This window comes from Streptomyces sp. NBC_00820 (genome assembly GCF_036347055.1).
Lineage (GTDB): Bacteria > Actinomycetota > Actinomycetes > Streptomycetales > Streptomycetaceae > Streptomyces.
The window spans coordinates 3,270,410-3,289,763 of sequence record NZ_CP108882.1 but is presented as its reverse complement, the minus strand read 5'-3'; the positions used below and the strand labels follow the sequence as shown (position 1 = coordinate 3,289,763).

Sequence of the window (19,354 nt, the reverse complement as noted above, 5' to 3'; positions counted from 1 at the left end):
TACGATGAGCCCATGGTTCTGAACGGCGTGAGCGACGAGACCCCGGGCATGCTGCTCGTGGCGCGGCTGCACGTCGATCTGTGCAGGCTGAACAGCGCCATCTGTTGACCTCCCCCGCCGCCGTACGGCCGTGAGCCGCGGCGCGGTCCGCCGCGTGCGTCCCGCATCGACGAATTCGACGACCCCATTCCGACAGGAGCCCGCAACATGGCCATCGAGGTCCGCATCCCCACCATCCTGCGCACGTACACCGGCGGCGAGAAGGCCGTCGACGGCACCGGGGACACCCTCGCCGAGCTCTTCGCCGACCTCGAGACCCGGCACACGGGCATCCGGGAGCGCATCGTGGAGGACGGCAAGCTGCGCCGCTTCGTCAACGTGTACCTGAACGACGAGGACGTCCGCTTCGTCGACGGCATCGACACCAAGCTGTCCGACGGCGACACCGTGACGATCCTGCCGGCCGTGGCCGGCGGCATGGCCTGAGCGGCCACCGCACTCCGATGCGCTACGACTCCCCGCTGGCCGCGGTGGGCAACACCCCGTTGGTGCGCCTGCCGCGGCTCTCGCCGTCCCCCGACGTCCGTATCTGGGCCAAGCTGGAGGACCGCAACCCGACCGGCTCGGTCAAGGACCGCCCCGCGCTGCACATGGTCGAGCAGGCGGAGAAGGACGGCCGGCTCACCCCCGGCTGCACGATCCTGGAGCCCACCTCCGGCAACACCGGCATCTCGCTGGCCATGGCCGCCAAGCTCAAGGGCTACCGCATGGTGTGCGTGATGCCCGAGAACACCTCGCAGGAGCGCCGGGACCTGCTGGCCATGTGGGGCGCCGAGATCATCCCCTCCCCGGCCGCGGGCGGCTCCAACACCGCCGTGCGGATGGCCAAGGAACTGGCTGCCGGGCATCCCGACTGGGTGATGCTCTACCAGTACGGCAACCCGGACAACGCCGGCGCCCACTACGCCACGACCGGCCCGGAGATCCTCGCGGACCTGCCCTCCGTCACCCACTTCGTCGCGGGCCTCGGTACCACCGGCACCCTGATGGGCGTCGGCCGCTACCTGCGCGAGAACAAGCCGGACGTGAAGATCGTCGCCGCCGAACCGCGCTACGACGACGTCGTGTACGGCCTGCGCAACCTCGACGAGGGCTTCGTACCGGAGCTGTACGACGCCTCCGTTCTCACCACCCGCTTCTCGGTCGGCTCGGCGGACGCCGTCGCCCGCACCCGTGAACTCCTCCAGCAGGAGGGCATCTTCGCGGGCGTCTCCACCGGCGCGGCCCTGCACGCGGCGATCGGTGTCGGGAAGAAGGCGGTCAAGGCGGGCGAGAGCGCCGACATCGTCTTCATCGTGGCCGACGGCGGCTGGAAGTACCTCTCGACCGGCGTCTACACCGCCGCCACCACCGAAGAAGCCATCGAGACCCTGCACGGCCAGCTCTGGGCCTAGGGGGTGCCCCCTAGGGGCGCCTGGGCAGGCCGTTTCATGCCTGTTCCTTGATCAAAAACGCGTCAGCCCCCTCTCATGAGGGGGCCAACCGCATTCTATGGAGGGGCAAAGAATTCCCTCCGGTACTGCCGTGGATCCGCCCGCCGGCCGTACGTTCCTCGCGCACAGTGTCATGTCACCAACAGCGACGTTTCAGCAGTGTCTGAGTGTCATGCCCATGACCGCGCGATCGCCGCCGCTACGCGCGTCACGGGCCTTCCCCACCCCGTACGAGAACCCCCACCTTCCCCACGGAGGCAGTACCCCATGCGTGAGTCACGCCCGAGCCGGAACCGGAGTCTTCGAAGACTTCTGTCCGTCGCCCTCCCCGCCCTCGCCATCTCCGTCGCCGGCCTCGCCGCGGCGCCGACCGCCGGGGCCCAGCCCGGCGCCGCCGCGCCCCACGTCTCCCGGGCCACGCAGAACGCCAAGGCCCTGACCGCTCCCGACCGGCAGACCTTCCACTCCACCGGCAAGGCCGGCCAGAAGGTCCCCACGGCGCACCTGTGCGCCACCGCCAAGCCGGGCCACGCGTCCTGCTTCGCCCAGCGCCGCACCGACATCAAGCAGCGGCTCGCCTCGGCGCTCGCCGCCGCGGCCCCCTCCGGCCTCTCCCCGGCCAACCTGCACAGCGCCTACGCCCTGCCCTCCACCGGCGGTTCGGGCATGACGGTCGCCGTCGTCGACGCCTACAACAACCCCAACGCCGAAGCGGACCTGGCCACTTACCGCTCCACGTTCGGCCTGTCCGCCTGCACCAAGGCCAACGGCTGCTTCAAGCAGGTCAGCCAGACCGGCTCCACCACCTCGCTGCCCGCCAACGACGCCGGCTGGGCCGGTGAAGAGGCGCTGGACATCGACATGGTCAGCGCGGTCTGCCCGAACTGCAGCATCACCCTGGTCGAGGCCAACTCCGCGAACGACACCGACCTCGGCATAGCCGAGAACGAGGCCGTCTCCCTCGGCGCCAAGTTCGTCTCCAACAGCTGGGGTGGTGGCGAGGCGTCCTCCCAGACCACCGAGGACACCCAGTACTTCAAGCACCCCGGTGTGGCCATCACCGTCTCCGCCGGTGACGAGGCCTACGGCGCCGAGTACCCGGCGACCTCCCAGTACGTGACCGCCGTCGGCGGCACCGCGCTCACCACCGCCGCCAACTCCCGCGGCTGGAGCGAGTCGGTGTGGCACACCAGCGCCACCGAGGGCACCGGCTCCGGCTGCTCCGCCTACGACCCGAAGCCCACCTGGCAGACCGACACCGGCTGCGCCAAGCGCATGGAGTCCGACGTCTCCGCCGTCGCCGACCCGGCCACCGGCGTCGCGGTCTACGACACCTTCGGCGGCTCCGGCTGGGCGGTCTACGGCGGCACCAGCGCCTCCGCCCCGATCATCGCCGGCGTCTACGCCCTCGCGGGCACCCCGGGCGCGACCGACTACCCGGCGAAGTACCCCTACAGCCACACCGCCAACCTGAACGACGTGACCACGGGCAACAACGGCTCGTGCTCCACCTCGTACTTCTGCACCGCCCGCGCCGGCTACGACGGCCCGACCGGCTGGGGCACCCCGAACGGCACCGCGGCCTTCACCGCCGGCACCGGCGGCGGCGGCACCTGCACCCCGGCCCAGCTGCTCGGCAACGCCGGCTTCGAGTCCGGCAACACCGTCTGGACCGCCAGCTCCGGCGCCATCACCAACGACACCGGTGAGGCCGCGCACGGCGGCTCGTACAAGGCCTGGCTCGACGGGTACGGCTCCAGCCACACCGACACCGTGTCCCAGTCGGTGACCATCCCGGCCGGCTGCCACGCCAGCTTCTCCTTCTACCTGCACGTCGACACCGCCGAGACCGGCACCACCGCCTTCGACAAGCTGACGGTGACCGCCAACACCACCACCCTGGCGACGTACTCGAACGTCAACGCCGCCACCGGGTACGCCCTGAAGACCTTCGACCTGTCCGCCTTCGCGGGCCAGACGGTCACCCTGAAGTTCAGTGGCGTGGAGGACACCTCCCTCCAGACCAGCTTCGTCGTCGACGACACCTCCGTCGCGACCAGCTGACCCGCACGACACCGGGTCCCGCACACGGACAGCCGTCCGTGTGCGGGACCTCGCGCGTTCTAGGGGGTGTCTCCCCGATCGTCGCGGACCCGCGAAGATCGGGGAGACACCCCCTAGGGATCCATTTCCGCACCCGGCACGTCACATCCGTACCAGGGGGCCGGTCGGCCGGCCACGGCAGAGAGGCGGACACCATGCGCCGTACGACACCCACCGCCACCGCCCTCGCGGCGGCGGCACTGCTCCTCGCCGGCTGCGGCTCCACGGGCGGCGCCGACGCCAGGGGAGGCGGCGGCACGGTGTCCCCGTCGGCACCCACCCCGTCCCCATCCCCCTCCGCCACCTCACCCGCGCCTTCGCCCTCCTCCTCCTCTTCTTCCTCCCCGGCCTCGCCCGCGGCGCCGTCCTCCTCCGCCACGCCCCCGTCCACCGGCGGCGGGTGCTCCGGCCACGCCGAGCTGACGGCCGCCGACAACGGCCGTACCGTCTGCCTGACCAAGGGCGGGGAGCTGCGGCTCACCCTCGACGGGACCAAGGGCCGCCCCTGGAAGCCGGTCGCGGCGAGCGGAGGCGCGCTGCGCGCGATCAACGGGGGCATCGTCCTGCTGCCGGGCGACGCGACCGCGGCCTACCAGGCGGCGGCATCCGGCACCGCGCACCTGACCTCCAGCCGCCCGCTGTGCGCCCAGCCCACCGCCCCCGGCCAGGTCTCCTGCAAGGGCATCCAGGACTGGGCGGTCACCGTGCGCGTGCGCTGACGGCGGCTACCCCGCGAGGTGCCGTACCTGGTCCCACAGGACCGGGTCGACCACGCCCACCCGGCGCCGGAAGTCGCCCACCGGCACCTCGCGCAGCTCGTCGGTCTGCAGGAAGCTGGGCCGGCCGTGGGAGTCGCCGACCGCGCCCGGCGGCAACGGGATCACCCCGGCGCGCTCGTCGTGGTACTTGCTGGTGATCTTCGCGACCGTCGCCCGGTCGCCGCGCACGGCCAGCACCAGGCAGGGGCGGTCCTTGACGTCGGGGCGGTCCTCGTAGGGCACGTTCGCCCACCAGATGTCGCCCGGATGCGGACGCGCCGCCGCCCGGCCCCGTGCCTCGGGGCGCCCCGGCGGCCGCAACCGCCGTCCGCCGGGCCTGCGGCCGCGACCCCAGCCGTCGACGAGCGTGGCGACCAGTGCGAGCAGTACCACCGCCGCGAGCGCCAGCCACCAGGACGTGTCCATGGGGACGACGTTACCGGCGCGCGCCCTGCCATGCGCGCCCTCTGCGGATACCCATGCGCCCCTGGTCCAGCCGAACCGGTGACACCACAGGTGAGTTCGCCCACAACGGCCCCTGGCGGAGGAGCGACCCGCCCTCCGGCGCCGTAGGCTCGACAAACCGCACTCTCCCCGTCACAGCCTGTCTCCGACCCCGCTTTTCCCGGCTCGTCCCCGCTTCATTCCACCCTCCCGCTCTCCGTCCATCGGTTTCCGCCAACGGAGGTTTCTGCTTCATGAAGCTCACCGTCGTCGGCTGCTCGGGGTCGTTTCCGTCCGCGGAATCGGCCTGCTCGAGCTACCTCGTCGAGGCCGACGGCTTCCGGCTGCTCCTCGACATGGGCAATGGCGCCCTGGGCGAGCTGCAGCGCCACTGCGGTCTCTACGACCTCGACGCGATCTTCCTCAGCCACCTGCACGCCGACCACTGCATCGACATGCTGGCCTACTTCGTCGCGCGCTACTACCGCCACGACGGCGGCCGCTGCGCCCCCATCCCGGTCTACGGACCCGAGGGCACCGAGAACCGGCTGACCACCGCCTACGCCGACACGCCCTCCGCCTCCTCCATGAGCGAGGTCTTCGACTTCCACACGGTCAAGCCGTCCACGTTCGAGATCGGCCCGTTCACGGTGCACACCGAGCGTGTCCCGCACCCCGTGGAGGCGTACGCCATCCGCGTCGAGCACGGCGGCAAGGCCCTGACGTACTCGGGCGACACCGGGGTCAGCGCGGTGCTGGAGGAACTGGCCCGGGACACCGACCTGTTCCTGTGCGAGGCGGCCTTCACGCACGGCAAGGAGAACATCCCCGACCTCCACCTCAACGGCCGTGAGGCGGGCCAGACGGCGGCCCGCGCCGGCGCCGGCCTCCTGGTCCTCACCCACATCCCCCCGTGGACCGACCCGCTGGTCAACCTGGCGGACGCGCGCGAGGTGTTCGGGGGACCGGTGGAGCTGGCGGTGCCGCGGACGGTCTACGAGATCTGAGCACCGCCCCCGCGCGACGCCGACGGCCCGGTCCGGTGGACCGGGCCGTCGTGGCGGAACGGGAGGCTACCCGGCCGCCTCGGCCCCGCGCCCTTCCGCCGAGCCCGCCGAGTCCGCGGGTTCCGCGTCGGGCTCGCGGCCCGGGGTGGGCAGGTCGAACCGGGTGATGGTGAAGCGGAAGACGCCGTAGTAGACGACCGCGAAGCACAGGCCGACCAGGACCAGACCCCACGGGTCCGAGGCGATGCCCAGGTTCAGGCCGAAGTCCACCGCGCCCGCCGAGAAGCCGAAGCCGTCCCGCATGCCCAGCGCCCAGGTCAACGTCATCGAGACACCGGTGAGCAGCGCGTGGACGGCGTACAGCACCGGCGCGATGAACATGAAGGTGAACTCGATCGGCTCGGTGACGCCCGTGACGAAGGACGTCAGCGCGAGGGAGAACATCATGCCGCCGACGGCCCTGCGGCGCTCCGGACGGGCGCAGTGCGTGATGGCGAGGCAGGCGGCCGGCAGCGCGAACATCATGATCGGGAAGAAGCCGGTCATGAACTGGCCCGCGTGCGGGTCACCGGCCAGGAAGCGCTGGATGTCCCCGCTCTTGCCGTGGAACTCGCCCGCCTGGAACCAGGGGAACGAGTTCAGCAGGTGGTGCATGCCTACGGGGAGCAGCGCGCGGTTGGCGACGCCGAAGACACCCGCGCCGATCGCGCCCGAACGCACCAGCCACTCTCCGAGGCCGTGCAGCCCGGTGCCGAGGACCGGCCAGACGCAGCCGAAGACGACACCGATGACGAGGCCCGCGAAGGCGGCCAGGATCGGCACCAGCCGGCGGCCGCCGAAGAAGCCCGCCCAGTCGGGCAGCACGGTGCGGTGGTAGCGCTGGTACAACAGGGCCACCACCAGGCCCATCACCACACCGCCGAGCACCTTGGCGTCCACCGGGGCGGCCGTCATCACCACCTTGCCGTCGACGGCGGTGGCCACCTTCGGCAGGTTCCCGTCCGTGAACGTGCCGAGCACGTTCCTGAAGACCAGGTAGCCCACGACCGCGGCGAGCGCCGTCGAACCGTCCGACTTCTTCGCGAATCCGACCGCGACACCGACGGCGAACAACAGCGCCATGTTGTCCAGGATCGCGTTGCCGCCGGCCGCCATGAAGGACGCGGCCCTCGTCACGGGCGCCGGGAAGGAGGAGCGGCCCAGCATGTCCTGGTGACCGAGGCGCACCAGGAGGGCGGCGGCGGGCAGCACCGCGACCGGCAGCATCAGGCTGCGGCCGATGCGCTGGAGCACCGGCATCACCCCGGCGCCCTTCTTCTTCGCTGCCGGGGGGACGGCGGTGGCCGTGGTCACAACTTCCTCCTGGGGGTCCCCCCGGCCGGAAGCCGGGGGAGGGCAGCGCGCCGCCCGGGAACAGCCGGCGGACGGCTGCGCCGGCGGGATCGCCATCATGCGGCACGTACGGCGCAAATGCTCGCGAAGTTGGGCCGATTGTGGGTTACTGCGACAAACCGGAACGGATCAGGGAGCGGCAGCATGGCCAGCAAGGCTGAGAAGATCGTCGCGGGCCTCGGCGGCATCGACAACATCGAGGAGATCGAGGGCTGCGTCACCCGCCTGCGCACCGAGGTCTCCGATCCCGCGCTGGTCGACGAGGCCGCCCTGAAGGCCGCCGGCGCCCACGGCGTCGTCAGGATGGGCACCGCGGTCCAGGTCGTCATCGGCACCGACGCCGACCCCATCGCGGGGGAGATCGAGGACATGATGTGAGCCCCGGGGGCCCGGTGGCCGGGTTCACCCGCCGGGTTCAGTGGCCGGGTCCGCCAGTCGGGTTCATCGGCCAGGTTCACCAGTCGGATTCACCGGCCGAGTTCACCGGTCAAGGGGCTCTTCCCACCGGGGGAGGAGTCCCCTCCGTCACTCCGGATAGGCTCGGCGCCATGTCCTCAATGCCTCGAATCGACGGCCGCACTCCCGAACAGCTCCGCCCGGTCACCATCGAACGTGGCTGGAGCAAGCACGCCGAGGGCTCCGTCCTCGTCTCCTTCGGCGACACCAAGGTCTTCTGCACCGCCTCCGTCACCGAAGGGGTCCCGCGCTGGCGCAAGGGCAGCGGCGAGGGCTGGGTCACCGCCGAGTACTCCATGCTGCCCCGCTCCACCAACACCCGCGGCGACCGTGAGTCCGTCCGGGGCAAGATCGGTGGCCGCACCCACGAGATCTCCCGCCTCATCGGCCGCTCCCTGCGCGCCGTCATCGACTACAAGGCGCTCGGCGAGAACACCATCGTCCTCGACTGCGACGTCCTCCAGGCCGACGGCGGCACGCGCACGGCGGCCATCACCGGCGCCTACGTGGCCCTCGCCGACGCCGTCGCCTGGGCCCAGGGCAAGAAGCTGATCAAGGCCGGCCGGCAGCCGCTCACCGGCACGGTCTCGGCCGTCTCCGTCGGCATCGTCGGCGGCATCCCGCTGCTCGACCTCTGCTACGAGGAGGACGTGCGCGCCGAGACCGACATGAACGTCGTCTGCACCGGCGACGGCCGCTTCGTCGAGGTCCAGGGCACCGCGGAGGCCGAGCCCTTCGACCGCGCCGAGCTGAACGCGCTGCTCGACCTCGCCGTCACCGGCTGCGCCGAACTGACCGCCATCCAGCGGGCGGCCCTGGCGGCCACCCTGGAGAAGTAAAGGGACCACCAAAGACGGGGAGGGGTCGACGGCAACCTCCGCACCCTCCCCGGCGTCCCTCTCCGTACGGGCGCCCGGCCCACCACCGCGCGCCCGGCCAGCCGAACCGGAGAGGGAACACCACCATGGCCGCCAGCCGACGCCGAGGCCGCACCACCGCCATCGCCACCACCCTGGCGGCCGTCGCGCTCACCGCCGGCCTCACCACCGGCTGCGACGCCGTGGGCAAGGCCCTGGACTGCGTGCACACCGCCGACTCCATCGCCGACAGCGTCACCAGCCTCCAGCAGGCCGTGGAGAACGCGGCGAACGACCCGACCCAGGCCGACGCCGCCCTCGATTCCATCGAGAAGAACCTCGAGAAGATCGGCGACAAGACCGACGACACCGACATCAACCAGGCGGTCGACCACCTGACCACGGCCGTCACCGACGTCCGCACCGCCATCCGCAAGGGCGACACCACCCCCGACCTCGGCCCCGTCACCGACGCGGCGGGCGAACTGACGAAGGTGTGCACGCCGTAGAGCGACGCGGGGACGTGGACCGCTGGCTGTGAGGGGCCGTTGACCGCGCAGGCATGGAGGGCCGGAAACCGGGGCCACGGGCGCAGGCTGCGGACTGCGGACTGCGGACTGCGGACTGCGGACCCCGGGCCGCGGACGGCCGTCGGCCGCTGATGCGTGAAAGGGGCCCGGCTCTCCCGCCGGCGCCCCCGCTCAGACCTCCCCGCGCCCGCGTTCCAGACGCTCCCGGCGGCGCAGCTCCCTCAGGCGCTGCCGCTCGGCGCGGGGGAGTTTGCGCTCCACGCCCACGCCGCCCCAGAAGGCGAAGCCGCCGATGACCACCCGGGGGGCGCCCGGCTCGCCGCGCTCGTCCCACCGGGGATGCTCGAAACCGCCCATGACGCCGATGCCGCGCACCACGACCTCGACACCCGGCGGCACCGTCACCTGCACACCGCCCATGACCGCGAAACAGTTGATCTCGACCTCGCGGTCCGCGAAGTCCGCGTCCCGCAGATCGATCTCCCCGCCGCCCCAGAACGCGAAGCACGTGAACCGCTTCGGCACCGTCCAGCGCCCCTTGCGCTGGAACCCCGACAGCACGGCGAACGCCCCCGTCGAGGACCCCTCGCCACCGACGATCCGCCCCGACCAACCGCCGCTCTCCACCGGCTGCTTGGTGAAGGACACCGCAGGTGCCGAGACCCCGGCCGCCGGCAGGTCACGGGTCAGCGGTGCCAACTCGCCGTAGGTGCGCGCCTTGTACGCCGCCTCCAGCCGCTCCTCGAACTCCTCCATGTCCAGTCGCCCTTCGGCGACGGCGTCCCGCAGCACCTCGGCGACCCGCTCACGATCGGCGTCGGAGGCGCGGAGATCCGGTACCGGTACCGCGTCGGAGGCGCGGCGCTCCGGAACGACTTCGGAGGCACGGCGGTCCGGGACTGCGTCGTCGGTCATGGCAGCAGCCTACGAGACCGCCTTCTCCGCGTACATCTTCGCGATGACAGCCTCGATGTCCGGCTCCCGCACCGACAGATCCACCAGCGGATACCGGGCCGCGATGTGCGCCACGAGCGGCGCCGCCGACTGCCCGGCCGGGAACGCCAGCCACTGGCGAGGCCCCTCCACCCGCACCACCCGAGCCGCCGGCACCACGATCGGCGGCAGTTCCCGCTCCAGGTCCACCACCAGCGTCCGCTCGCCGTCCCCCGCCTCGTGCAGACCGCCCAGCGGACCGTCGTACATCAGCCGCCCGTGGTCGATCACCATCACCCGCGAGCAGAGCTGCTCGATGTCCTGGAGATCGTGCGTCGTCAGCAGCACCGTCGTGCCGCGCTCGGTGTTCAACTCCTTCAGGAATCCCCGCACCTTGGCCTTCGAGACGACGTCCAGTCCGATCGTCGGCTCGTCCAGGTACAGCACCTCCGGATCGTGCAGCAGCGCCGCCGCGATGTCCCCGCGCATCCGCTGCCCCAGCGACAGCTGCCGCACCGGAACGTCCAACAGCTCGCCCAGCTCCAGCAGTTCCACACAGCGGTCCAGGTTCGCCCGGTAACGGGCGTCCGGGATGCGGTACATGCGGTGTGCCAGCCGGTAGGAGTCGATCAGCGGCAGATCCCACCACAGCGTCGTCCGCTGCCCGAACACCACCCCGATCCGCTGCGCGAGGCGCGCGCGTTCCCGCGACGGATCGATCCCCGCCACCCGCAGCCGGCCCGCGCTCGGCGTCAGGATGCCGGTCAGCATCTTGATCGTCGTCGACTTCCCGGCGCCGTTCGGACCGATGTACCCGACCATCTCGCCGCGCGCCACCGTGAACGAGATCGAGTCCACCGCCCGCACCTGCCGCTGCTCCCGCTTGAGGAACCCGGTCTTCTTGCGCACCTCGAAGACCTTCTCGACCTTCTCCAGCACGATGAAGCCGTCGTCCGCGCGCACGTCCCCGTCCAGCGCGAAACCGATGATGTCGCCGTCCCGCATCCGCTAGCTCCCTGTGCTCCGATACGTGCGAAGTCCCGCCCGCCAGGCCAGTCCCGCCAGCGCGCAGCACCCCACCGCCACCAGCGGCGGCGTGAACGCCACCCATTCCGGCAGCCCCAGTGGATACGGCCGCCCCAGCACGTACGCGGCGGGCAGCCAGTTGACGAAGGCCAGCGGCAGCACGTACGTCACCCCGCGCACCAGCCCCCTCCCGAACACCGTCGGCGGATACTGCAGCAGCGTCGTACCGCCGTAGGTGAAGGCGTTCTGCACCTCCGAGGCGTCCTGCGCCACGAACTGGAACGCCGCACCTGCCACGAACACCGCGCAGAAGATCCCGCATCCGCTCACCACCGTCACCGGCACCAGCAGCAGCTTCGCCGCCGTCCAGTCGACGTCCAGCCGGCTCAGCGACCAGCCCAGCACCAGTGAACCCTGCACCACCCGGCCCAGCCGCCGCAGCGCGAACCGGTCCGCCGCCACCTGGGCCAGCACCGGCGCCGGCCGCACCAGCAGCGTGTCCAGCGTGCCGTCCCGCACCCGCCGCCCCAGCCGGTCCATCGACCCGATCGACAGGTCGGCCAGCCCGAAGGACACCCCCGACAGCCCGTACAGGAACGCCACTTCCGTCAACGAGTAGCCACCCAGGGCCTTCACCTGGGAGAACATCAGCATGATCGTGACGAAGTCGAAGAAGGTCGCCGTGAAGTTGCCGACCGCGGTCATCGCGAAGGAGGCCCGGTAGGCCATCGTGGACCGCATCCACATCCCCGCGACCAGCCGGTAGGCCCGCAGCCCCGCCGCCACCCGCGCCCGCCACCCGCTCTCACCCACCCTGGACCACCACCCGCCGTGTCGCCACGGACTGCAGCATCCGCCCCGCACCCAGCAGCGCCACCGCCCACGCCCCCTGGAACAGATAGGTGCCCAGCGGGTCCGCCCGCCCCAGCAGCACATCCGCCGGGGCCTGGAGCAGCGACGACCACGGCAGGAGCCGTACGACCTCGCCGAGCGCACCCGGGAAGACGTTCAGCGGCAGCAGCATCCCCGAGCAGAAGTACCCGGCGAGCCAGGCGATTTGGGACACCCCGGCACCGTCCAGCAGCCAGAACGCGCTCAGCGCCACCAGGAACCTGATCCCGAAGCCGACCAGCATCGCCAGCATCACGGACACCGCGAAGGCCGCCCATCTGCCCACGCTGCTCGGCAGATACGCCGGGAACAGCAGCGCGCCGAAGACGAACGGGACCACGCCACGCCCCGCCAACTGGAAGAAGGCGCGGCCGAGATCGGCCGCCAGCCACCACAGCTGGAGATCGACGGGCCGGTACAGGTCGATCGCCACGTCCCCCGTACGGATGCGTTCCATCAACTCGTCCTCGACGCCTCCGCCCCCGATCGCGAGCGTCGACAGCAGTGCCTGGCCCAGCCACACATAGGTGATGGCCTGCGCCTGGTCGTACCCGCCCAGATGGGGCTTCTCGTCCCACAGTGCGCGGTATGTGTAGACGAGGATCAGCCCGAAGACGGTGTTGGTGAACACCCCTGCCGCAGTGGCGATCCGGTACGTCGCGTACCGTCTGAATCCCCCTGCCGCGACGGCCGTGTACAACCGTCCAGCGCCCACGCCAGTCCACCTCCTCGGACTGCTTGCAACCGAAGCGCAGGAGCCTAGTCCGGAGCCCGGCCGACGGCCACGCATTTTCGTGCCAGAAGCGTGCCGGAATCCGGGAACGGAATGCCAGGTGCGAGAGTCTTCAAACAGGGGGCGCAGAAGGCGTACGAGGCGTACGGGAACGTACGACGAAACAGGAGTCCGTGCACGACATGAGCGACGAGCCGCAGCCGCAGCAGCCGAACCAGGGCGGGGCATCGAAACAACCGCTGCGGGCTGAAGGGCCCGGAGAGCCCGGCCGCCAGGAAGACCCGGCGGCCCCGGCCACATCCCAGGGGGCCGAGCAGGCCGGCAAGGGGGCCCGGAACAACGAGCACACCGGCACCGGCGAGGGCACCGGCAGCGGTGCCGACCCGGCCGAGCGGGGTCGCGGGACCTCCGGTGAGGGGCGCGGGCCCGCCGCCCGCCCCGGTGACCGGGCGGACCGCGGGACCGAGAACAGGGGAACCGGGCCGGACCGGGCGAACGCGGCGAACGCGGCGTCCGGAGTGTCCGGAGCATCTGGAGCAGGTCGAGGCGGCGTAGGCCGTCCGGGTGAAGCCGGGGCATCGCCGGCCGACCGGGCGCCGTCGTCCGGGTCCGCCCAGGCCGCCCGGTCGCAGGACGCCCGGAACCCCGGCGTTCCGGGTCCCCGCGCCGAGCGCCCGGACCGGACGAGCCGCCCGGCACAGACCGGCCAGACCGGCCAGACCGGCCAGACGGGCCAGACGGGCCAGTCCGGCCAGTCCGGAACGGGACGCCCGGCGGCCGGGCAGGGGCAGGCCTCCGCGGCCGGCTCCGGCAGCCCCCAGGCCCCCGACGCCTCGCAGTCGGCGGAGAGCACCCAGATCCTCCGGCGCGTCAAGGCGCCGCAGGCGTCTCCGGCGGACCGGACCGGAACCGGCCAGGGTGGAGCGAAGGAGACACCGGCACCGGAGACCACCCAGGTCCTCCGGCGGGTGAACGCGCCCCGGAAGGGTGAAGCACCCCGCCAGGGCGAGCCGGCGCGTCCGGGTCAGGCCGGCAACGCGGCCGCGGCGGGCGCCGCCGGCCCCGCTGCGGGTACGGGCACCGGCACCGGAGCCGGCACTGGAGCCGGAGCCGGAGCCGGCAGCAAGGCCGCGCGCAAGGCCGCCATGGCGAGCGCGGTCGCGGCCGCCGGAGCCGCGGCAGCCGTTCCCGCCGCCGCGGGCACCGCACCCGGTGCCGCGGCCAGTGTCGCGGCCGGTGCCACCGGTGGTGCCGCGGGTGGCGCCGCCGGAGGTACGGGCGGCGGCGGTACGGGCAGCGGCGGCGGCAAGGGCAAGAAGCCCAAGCGCCCCAAGCGGACCGGACTGCGACGGCTCATCCCCACCTGGCGGATGGTGCTCGCCACCTTCGTGCTCGGTGTCGTGGCGGTCGGCGTCCTGTTCTTCGTCGGCTACTCGATGGTGAAGATCCCGCCGGCCAACGCCCTCGCCACCCTCCAGGGCAACGTCTACCTCTACGCCGACGGCTCCCAGCTCGCCCGCGACGGCCAGATCAACCGCGAGAACGTCACCCTCGCCCAGATCTCCAAGAACGCCCAGCACGCCGTACTGGCCGCCGAGGACCGCGACTTCTACACCGAGTCCGCCATCGACCCCAAGGCCATACTCCGCGCCGGCTGGAACACGGCCCTCGGCAAGGGCAAGCAGTCCGGTTCCACCATCACCCAGCAGTACGTGAAGAACTACTACCTGGCCCAGGAACAGACGGTCACCCGCAAGGCCAAGGAGTTCTTCATCTCGGTCAAGCTGGACCGCGAGAAGTCCAAGGACGAGATCCTCCAGGGCTACCTCAACACCAGCTTCTTCGGCCGCAACGCCTACGGCATCCAGGCCGCCGCCCAGGCGTACTACGGCGTGGACGCCGTCGACCTCGACCCGGCCCGTGCCGCCTACCTCGCCGCGCTCGTCAACGCGCCCAGCGAGTACGACGTCGTCGCCCACCCCGAGAACAAGCACGCCGCCCTCGCCCGCTGGAACTACGTCCTGGACGGCATGGTCAAGAAGGGCTGGCTCAGCGCGGGCGACCGCGCCGGCATCAAGTTCCCCATGCCCAAGGAACAGACCGCCTCCACCGGCCTGTCCGGCCAGCGCGGCTACCTCGTCGTGGCGGTCAAGGACTACCTCACCGAGCACGACATCCTCACCAAGGAGCAGCTGCTGGGAGGTGGTTACCGCATCACCACCACCTTCCAGAAGCCCAAGCAGGACGCCTTCGTCAAGGCCGTCGACGACCAGCTGATGTCCAAGCTGGACAAGAAGAACCGCAAGGCCGACAACTACGTCCGCGCCGGCGGTGTCTCCATCGACCCCAGGACGGGCAAGATCGTCGCCATGTACGGCGGCGTCGACTACGTGAAGCAGTACACCAACGGCGCCACCCGCGGTGACTTCCAGGTCGGCTCGACCTTCAAGCCCCTCGTGTTCACCTCCGCGGTCCAGAACGGCTCGACCACGCAGGACGGCAAGCCCATCACGCCGAACACCTACTACGACGGCACCAACAAGCACGTCGTGCAGGGCTGGAACGGCGAGACGTACAGCCCGGAGAACGAGGACGAGAAGTCCTACGGCAAGAACGTCAACGTCCGTATGGCCACCGACCTGTCGATCAACTCCGTCTACGCGCAGATGGCCGCCGACGTCGGCGGCGCCAAGGTCAAGCAGACCGCGGTCGACCTCGGCATCCCCGCCGACACCCCGGACCTCTACCCCACCCCGTCCATCGCCCTCGGCAGCTCCACCGCCAGCGTCCTGGACATGACCGAGGCATACGCGACGCTCGCCAACCACGGCAGGCACGGCACGTACACGATGATCGAGAAGATCACCAAGGACGGCACCGAAGAGGTCCCCCTGCCCAAGCAGCGGGTCAAGCAGGCCGTCAGCCGCGAGGCCGCCGACACCACCACCTCCGTCCTGCAGAGCGTGGTCGACAAGGGCACCGCCATCGCGGCCAAGGCCGCAGGCCGCCCCGCCGCCGGCAAGACCGGCACCGCCGAGCTGGACACGGCCGCCTGGTTCGCCGGGTACACCCCGGACCTGGCCACGGTCGTCTCCGTCATGGGCCAGGACCCGGTCACGGCCCGGCACAAGTCGCTGTACTACGCCCTCGGCGAGGCCCGCATGAACGGCGGTGGCCCCCCGACCAAGATCTGGGCCCAGTACACGCACGACGCGCTGAAGGGCAAGCCGGCCGCCGGCTTCCACCTCCAGCTCCAGAAGGGCGCCGAGGTCGAGGCGCCCGCCACCCTGCCCGATGCCACCCCCGGCGCCACCGCCGGCCAGGACGACGGCGGCAGCACCAGCACCCCGACCACCGGCACCACGCCGGGTGACGGCGGCCAGGACAACGGCGGCACCGCCGCTCCGGCCGGCGGCACCACCGACGGCGGCGCCACCACGACCACCGACGGCGGAGCGGCGGCCGACGGAGGCACCGCGACCGGCGGCGCCACCACCACCGGAGGGGGCGCGACCGGCGGCACCGCGGCCGGCGGGACCACCGCCGGAGGCGGGGCACCCGGCGGCGGTGGCGGAGCGACCGGCGGCACAGCGGCCGGCGGGACCACCGCCGGCCCGGTGGGCCAGGGCTTCATCGGCTGACACCGGTAGCGGTAGCGATATCGGTACCGGTACGGGTATCTGTATCGACGGCGAAGGGGCTGGTGACCACGGTCACCAGCCCCTTCGCCATGTCTTTGCTAGATTCGTAGGAGTTGCACAAGCCCGACGAGACGCGCCGTACCGGGACGCAGGCAAAGACGACGCACCCCGGTGAAACGTCGTTCGTCTCGGAGGTGCCTGTCGTGGCCTGGGTTCTGCTTGTCGTCGCCGGCCTGCTCGAAGTGGCCTGGTCGATCGGAATGAAGTACAGCGACGGGTTCACCCGGCCGCTGCCCAGCGTGCTCACCGGCGCCGGAATCGTCGCCAGCATGGTGCTGCTCTCGTACGCCGCCCGCTCGCTGCCCATCGGCACGGCCTACGGCGTGTGGGTGGGGATCGGGGCGGCCGGAGCGGCGGTGCTCGGCATGGTGGTGCTGGGCGAGCCGGTCACCGCGGCCCGGGTTTTCTTCGTGTGTCTGCTGCTGGTCGCCGTGGTGGGCCTGAAGGCGACCAGCGGCCACTGAAACGCGGCTCTTCTGCGGCTCCGCGGCCGTCCGCGACCCGCTTCGGCCCGCTTCAGCCCTCGTAAGCCCGCTTCAGCGCTTCTGAGCTTCTGAGTCCTCGGCGCTCAGAGGTACAGGCCGGTGGAGTCCTCCGACCCCTCGAACCGGTCCGCTGCCACCGCGTGCAGATCACGCTCACGCATGAGCACGTACGCCACGCCCCGCACCTCGACCTGGGCCAGGTCCTCCGGGTCGTACAGGACGCGGTCGCCGGGCTCCACGGTCCGCACGTTCTGGCCGACCGCCACGACCGAGGCCCAGGCCAGCCGGCGCCCGACCGCCGCGGTCGCGGGGATCAGGATGCCGCCGCCCGACCGCCGCTCGCCCTCACCGGTCTCCTGCCGCACGAGAACCCGGTCGTGCAGCATCCGGATGGGCAGCTTGTCGTGCTGGGGGGTGCCCTGCTGGTTTCTGTTGGCGCTCACGCCCCTGAACCTACCTGCCTTCGAGGCGCCCGTACGCGCCCGGGTGGCTCACCGCCACCCGGCCCGCGCGTCCGGCTTCCGCCCCGACGGGCGCCGTATCTAGGCCCTGTCGTCCTAGGCCCTGTCGTCAAACTCCTGCCTGCCTCGCGACGCCATGCACGCCCTCTCGCCGCACCGGGCCCCGCCCCACGTACGTCCAGTACGAGGGCCGGGGCCCGGCACGCCGAGAGAACGCACCTGACGCCGCGAGACCCGCCCTCCGGGCGGACGACAGGAGTTTGACGACAGGACCTAGCGCCTGCGCCGTCTGGCTCCCAGGGCGATCAGCCCCACCACGCCCACCACGACCAGCGCGGCGGGCACGATCCGCTCCAGCCGGGGCTCGCCGTCGTCGTCCACGAACTGCTCCCGCACCTCGCTGAGCATTCCGTTGACCGTGACGTACGCTCGGCCGAAGGTGTGATCGAGGTCGGCTACGACCTTCGCCTTGGCATCCCCGACGATCGTCTTCGGGTGCACCCGCACCCCGATCTCGTCGAGCGTCTCGGCCAGCACGTCACGACGGCGCTTGATGTCCGCCTCGATCTGCGCCGGTGTTCTGGTGTCCGACGTCTCCGCCACCGTACGGCCTCCGAAGTGGTCTGCTGATGCTGTTCTGAACAGTCTGTCAGCTTCTGGCCCCACCGCACGGCAAGGGCCCCCGGTTAGGCTGGTGCGATGAGCGAGCGACTCCAGTCCGGGGATGCGGCCCCCGCCTTCACCCTGCCCGACGCCGACGGCAACGAGGTGTCCCTTGCGGACCACAAGGGCCGCAAGGTCATCGTCTACTTCTACCCCGCGGCCCTGACGCCCGGCTGCACCAAGCAGGCCTGCGACTTCACCGACAACCTCTCCCTCCTGGCCGGCGCCGGCTACGACGTCATCGGCATCTCCCCCGACAAGCCGGAGAAGCTGGCCAAGTTCCGCGACCAGGAATCCCTCCAGGTCACCCTCCTCGCCGACCCCGCCAAGGAGGTCCTGGAGGCCTACGGCGCCTACGGCGAGAAGAAGCTCTACGGCAAGACGGTCGTCGGCGTCATCCGCTCCACGGTGGTCGTCGACGAGGACGGCAAGGTCGAACGCGCCCTGTACAACGTCAAGGCGACGGGCCACGTGGCCAAGATCATCAAGGACCTGGGGATCTAGGACCGATGCCCTGACGGCATTGCCACTCGTCGACGGAGACCTGGTGCGCCCGTCGGGCGAGGAAGGGGAAAATCCCCCTCCTCGCCCGACGGGCGCTCCCTTACACTGAACGCTTCCGGTGGGGCACGATGACCACTTGGAGCGGCCGTGGCGTAATGGCAGCCGCGCGGGCCTTAGGAGCCCGTGGGAGAAATCCCGTGTGGGTTCGAGTCCCACCGGCCGCACAGGCTCCGCACCTTGGATTCAAAGGTGCGGAGCCTTTCCTTTGGGCTCAGCCCAGCAGCTCCCGCACCACCGGCACCAGCGCCCGGAACGCCTTGCCGCGGTGGCTGATCGCGTTCTTCTCCGCCGGGCTCAGCTCGGCGCAGGTGCGGGTCTCGCCCTCCGGCTGGAGGACCGGGTCGTAGCCGAAGCCGTTCGTGCCGGCGGGGGCGTGCCGCAGCAGGCCCCGCAGCTGTCCCTCGACCACGCGCTCGGTGCCGTCCGGGAGGGCCAGCGCGGCCGCGCAGGCGAAGTGCGCGCCCCGGTGCTCCTCGTCGATGTCGGAGAGCTGGGCCAGGAGCAGGTCGAGGTTGGCCTTGTCGTCGCCGTGGCGGCCGGCCCAGCGGGCGGAGAAGATGCCGGGGGAGCCGTTGAGGACGTCGACGCAGAGACCGGAGTCGTCGGCGACGGCGGGCAGGCCGGTGGCCTGGGCCAGGGCGTGGGCCTTGAGAAGGGCGTTCTCGGCGAAGGTGACGCCGGTTTCCTTGACGTCGGGGACGTCGGGGAAGGCGTCGGCGCCGATCAGTTCGTGCGGCAGGCCGGCCTCGGCGAGGATGGCCCTCAGCTCGGTGATCTTTCCGGCGTTGCGGGTGGCGAGGATCAAGCGGGTCATGGGGGCCAGTATTCCGTGTCCCGACCCGGCCTCCGGGGCGGGC

At 71.4% G+C, this 19,354-nt stretch carries 21 protein-coding genes, 1 tRNA gene and 1 riboswitch; of the genes, 13 read left to right on the top strand and 9 right to left on the bottom strand.

Going from position 1 to position 19,354, the window contains the following annotated elements:
- Positions 1-12 precede the first annotated feature (12 nt).
- The 5 genes from OIB37_RS14955 to OIB37_RS14935 all read left to right on the top strand — a co-directional run bounded on the left by OIB37_RS14955 (position 13) and on the right by OIB37_RS14935 (position 4,315).
- Positions 13-108 carry a putative leader peptide gene (locus OIB37_RS14955; RefSeq protein ID WP_330458087.1) on the top strand — a complete coding sequence of 32 codons (96 nt, stop codon included), beginning with the start codon at positions 13-15 and terminating at the stop codon, positions 106-108.
- A 99-nt stretch (positions 109-207) separates the two neighbouring features.
- Complete coding sequence (locus OIB37_RS14950; RefSeq protein ID WP_330458086.1) at positions 208-486, top strand: MoaD/ThiS family protein; 279 nt, start codon at positions 208-210, stop codon at positions 484-486.
- Between the two features lie 17 nt (positions 487-503).
- Complete coding sequence (locus OIB37_RS14945) at positions 504-1,454, top strand: PLP-dependent cysteine synthase family protein (protein ID WP_330458085.1); 951 nt, start codon at positions 504-506, stop codon at positions 1,452-1,454.
- 306 nt (positions 1,455-1,760) lie between these two features.
- Positions 1,761-3,557: a hypothetical protein gene (locus tag OIB37_RS14940; RefSeq protein ID WP_330458084.1), complete on the top strand. Its 1,797-nt coding sequence runs from the start codon at positions 1,761-1,763 to the stop codon at positions 3,555-3,557.
- A gap of 194 nt (positions 3,558-3,751) precedes the next feature.
- Positions 3,752-4,315: a hypothetical protein gene (locus tag OIB37_RS14935; RefSeq protein ID WP_330458083.1), complete on the top strand. Its 564-nt coding sequence runs from the start codon at positions 3,752-3,754 to the stop codon at positions 4,313-4,315.
- A 6-nt stretch (positions 4,316-4,321) separates the two neighbouring features.
- Here the strand turns inward: OIB37_RS14935 and OIB37_RS14930 are convergent, their stop codons facing one another.
- Entirely contained in the window at positions 4,322-4,780 is a 459-nt protein-coding gene (locus OIB37_RS14930; protein WP_330458082.1) for a type II toxin-antitoxin system PemK/MazF family toxin, read from the bottom strand.
- Positions 4,781-5,052: 272 nt separating this feature from the next.
- Between OIB37_RS14930 and OIB37_RS14925 the strand changes: the two genes are divergently transcribed.
- Entirely contained in the window at positions 5,053-5,805 is a 753-nt protein-coding gene (locus tag OIB37_RS14925) for an MBL fold metallo-hydrolase (RefSeq protein WP_330458081.1), read from the top strand.
- A gap of 66 nt (positions 5,806-5,871) precedes the next feature.
- On the opposite strand, the gene OIB37_RS14920 is transcribed toward OIB37_RS14925, so the two are convergent.
- Positions 5,872-7,158, bottom strand: coding sequence for a PTS transporter subunit EIIC (locus tag OIB37_RS14920; protein WP_330458080.1), 1,287 nt, complete (start codon positions 7,156-7,158; stop codon positions 5,872-5,874).
- A gap of 183 nt (positions 7,159-7,341) precedes the next feature.
- Between OIB37_RS14920 and OIB37_RS14915 the strand changes: the two genes are divergently transcribed.
- The 3 genes from OIB37_RS14915 (at position 7,342) to OIB37_RS14905 (ending at position 9,019) form a co-directional block, all read left to right on the top strand.
- Entirely contained in the window at positions 7,342-7,575 is a 234-nt protein-coding gene (locus OIB37_RS14915) for a PTS glucose/sucrose transporter subunit IIB (protein WP_330458079.1), read from the top strand.
- Between the two features lie 179 nt (positions 7,576-7,754).
- The gene (rph, locus tag OIB37_RS14910) at positions 7,755-8,492 is read left to right on the top strand and encodes a ribonuclease PH (protein WP_330461854.1); all 738 of its coding nucleotides are present in this window, start codon (positions 7,755-7,757) and stop codon (positions 8,490-8,492) included.
- Positions 8,493-8,617: 125 nt separating this feature from the next.
- Positions 8,618-9,019 carry a hypothetical protein gene (locus OIB37_RS14905; protein WP_330458078.1) on the top strand — a complete coding sequence of 134 codons (402 nt, stop codon included), beginning with the start codon at positions 8,618-8,620 and terminating at the stop codon, positions 9,017-9,019.
- 192 nt (positions 9,020-9,211) lie between these two features.
- Here the strand turns inward: OIB37_RS14905 and OIB37_RS14900 are convergent, their stop codons facing one another.
- From OIB37_RS14900 to OIB37_RS14885, 4 genes are read right to left on the bottom strand one after another with little or no spacing between them, the layout of a single operon-like run.
- A complete protein-coding gene (locus OIB37_RS14900) occupies positions 9,212-9,955 on the bottom strand; it encodes a DUF1707 SHOCT-like domain-containing protein (protein ID WP_330458077.1) in 744 nt (247 codons plus the stop codon).
- A 9-nt stretch (positions 9,956-9,964) separates the two neighbouring features.
- Positions 9,965-10,978: an ABC transporter ATP-binding protein gene (locus OIB37_RS14895; protein WP_330458076.1), complete on the bottom strand. Its 1,014-nt coding sequence runs from the start codon at positions 10,976-10,978 to the stop codon at positions 9,965-9,967.
- A gap of 3 nt (positions 10,979-10,981) precedes the next feature.
- Positions 10,982-11,812, bottom strand: coding sequence for an ABC transporter permease (locus OIB37_RS14890; RefSeq protein WP_330458075.1), 831 nt, complete (start codon positions 11,810-11,812; stop codon positions 10,982-10,984).
- On the bottom strand, positions 11,805-12,605 hold the full coding sequence (locus tag OIB37_RS14885) for an ABC transporter permease (protein WP_330458074.1): 801 nt from the start codon (positions 12,603-12,605) through the stop codon (positions 11,805-11,807). Before OIB37_RS14885 ends, OIB37_RS14890 begins: the two co-directional genes overlap by 8 nt.
- 1,388 nt (positions 12,606-13,993) lie before the next feature.
- Here OIB37_RS14885 and OIB37_RS14880 point away from each other — a divergent pair.
- Together OIB37_RS14880 and OIB37_RS14875 are read left to right on the top strand one after the other, a co-directional pair.
- On the top strand, positions 13,994-16,264 hold the full coding sequence (locus OIB37_RS14880; RefSeq protein ID WP_443058272.1) for a transglycosylase domain-containing protein: 2,271 nt from the start codon (positions 13,994-13,996) through the stop codon (positions 16,262-16,264).
- Positions 16,265-16,371: 107 nt separating this feature from the next.
- A riboswitch (guanidine-III (ykkC-III) riboswitch) is annotated at positions 16,372-16,432 on the top strand.
- A 35-nt stretch (positions 16,433-16,467) separates the two neighbouring features.
- The gene (locus tag OIB37_RS14875) at positions 16,468-16,788 is read left to right on the top strand and encodes a DMT family transporter (protein ID WP_330458073.1); all 321 of its coding nucleotides are present in this window, start codon (positions 16,468-16,470) and stop codon (positions 16,786-16,788) included.
- 104 nt (positions 16,789-16,892) lie between these two features.
- On the opposite strand, the gene OIB37_RS14870 is transcribed toward OIB37_RS14875, so the two are convergent.
- A complete protein-coding gene (locus OIB37_RS14870) occupies positions 16,893-17,195 on the bottom strand; it encodes a co-chaperone GroES (protein ID WP_443058271.1) in 303 nt (100 codons plus the stop codon).
- 348 nt (positions 17,196-17,543) lie between these two features.
- On the bottom strand, positions 17,544-17,873 hold the full coding sequence (locus OIB37_RS14865; protein WP_330458071.1) for a DUF3618 domain-containing protein: 330 nt from the start codon (positions 17,871-17,873) through the stop codon (positions 17,544-17,546).
- A gap of 96 nt (positions 17,874-17,969) precedes the next feature.
- On the opposite strand from OIB37_RS14865, the gene bcp reads away from it, so the two are divergent.
- Both bcp and OIB37_RS14855 read left to right on the top strand, forming a co-directional pair.
- Positions 17,970-18,437 carry a thioredoxin-dependent thiol peroxidase gene (bcp, locus tag OIB37_RS14860; protein WP_330458070.1) on the top strand — a complete coding sequence of 156 codons (468 nt, stop codon included), beginning with the start codon at positions 17,970-17,972 and terminating at the stop codon, positions 18,435-18,437.
- 141 nt (positions 18,438-18,578) lie between these two features.
- Positions 18,579-18,661: transfer RNA gene (locus tag OIB37_RS14855), tRNA-Leu, on the top strand.
- A 47-nt stretch (positions 18,662-18,708) separates the two neighbouring features.
- Here OIB37_RS14855 and rdgB read toward each other — a convergent pair.
- Positions 18,709-19,311 carry an RdgB/HAM1 family non-canonical purine NTP pyrophosphatase gene (rdgB, locus tag OIB37_RS14850; RefSeq protein WP_330458069.1) on the bottom strand — a complete coding sequence of 201 codons (603 nt, stop codon included), beginning with the start codon at positions 19,309-19,311 and terminating at the stop codon, positions 18,709-18,711.
- Between the last annotated feature and the right edge of the window lie 43 nt (positions 19,312-19,354).

Bases quoted from the DNA above. Each gene is read 5' to 3' on its own strand.
- OIB37_RS14955 (WP_330458087.1), top strand. From the start codon at position 13: ATGGTTCTGAACGGCGTGAGCGACGAGACCCCGGGCATGCTGCTCGTG.
- OIB37_RS14950 (WP_330458086.1), top strand. From the start codon at position 208: ATGGCCATCGAGGTCCGCATCCCCACCATCCTGCGCACGTACACCGGC.
- OIB37_RS14945 (WP_330458085.1), top strand. From the start codon at position 504: ATGCGCTACGACTCCCCGCTGGCCGCGGTGGGCAACACCCCGTTGGTG.
- OIB37_RS14940 (WP_330458084.1), top strand. From the start codon at position 1,761: ATGCGTGAGTCACGCCCGAGCCGGAACCGGAGTCTTCGAAGACTTCTG.
- OIB37_RS14935 (WP_330458083.1), top strand. From the start codon at position 3,752: ATGCGCCGTACGACACCCACCGCCACCGCCCTCGCGGCGGCGGCACTG.
- OIB37_RS14930 (WP_330458082.1), bottom strand. From the start codon at position 4,780: ATGGACACGTCCTGGTGGCTGGCGCTCGCGGCGGTGGTACTGCTCGCA.
- OIB37_RS14925 (WP_330458081.1), top strand. From the start codon at position 5,053: ATGAAGCTCACCGTCGTCGGCTGCTCGGGGTCGTTTCCGTCCGCGGAA.
- OIB37_RS14915 (WP_330458079.1), top strand. From the start codon at position 7,342: ATGGCCAGCAAGGCTGAGAAGATCGTCGCGGGCCTCGGCGGCATCGAC.
- rph (WP_330461854.1), top strand. From the start codon at position 7,755: ATGCCTCGAATCGACGGCCGCACTCCCGAACAGCTCCGCCCGGTCACC.
- OIB37_RS14905 (WP_330458078.1), top strand. From the start codon at position 8,618: ATGGCCGCCAGCCGACGCCGAGGCCGCACCACCGCCATCGCCACCACC.
- OIB37_RS14900 (WP_330458077.1), bottom strand. From the start codon at position 9,955: ATGACCGACGACGCAGTCCCGGACCGCCGTGCCTCCGAAGTCGTTCCG.
- OIB37_RS14895 (WP_330458076.1), bottom strand. From the start codon at position 10,978: ATGCGGGACGGCGACATCATCGGTTTCGCGCTGGACGGGGACGTGCGC.
- OIB37_RS14880 (WP_443058272.1), top strand. From the start codon at position 13,994: ATGGTGCTCGCCACCTTCGTGCTCGGTGTCGTGGCGGTCGGCGTCCTG.
- OIB37_RS14870 (WP_443058271.1), bottom strand. From the start codon at position 17,195: ATGCTGCACGACCGGGTTCTCGTGCGGCAGGAGACCGGTGAGGGCGAG.
- bcp (WP_330458070.1), top strand. From the start codon at position 17,970: ATGAGCGAGCGACTCCAGTCCGGGGATGCGGCCCCCGCCTTCACCCTG.
- rdgB (WP_330458069.1), bottom strand. From the start codon at position 19,311: ATGACCCGCTTGATCCTCGCCACCCGCAACGCCGGAAAGATCACCGAG.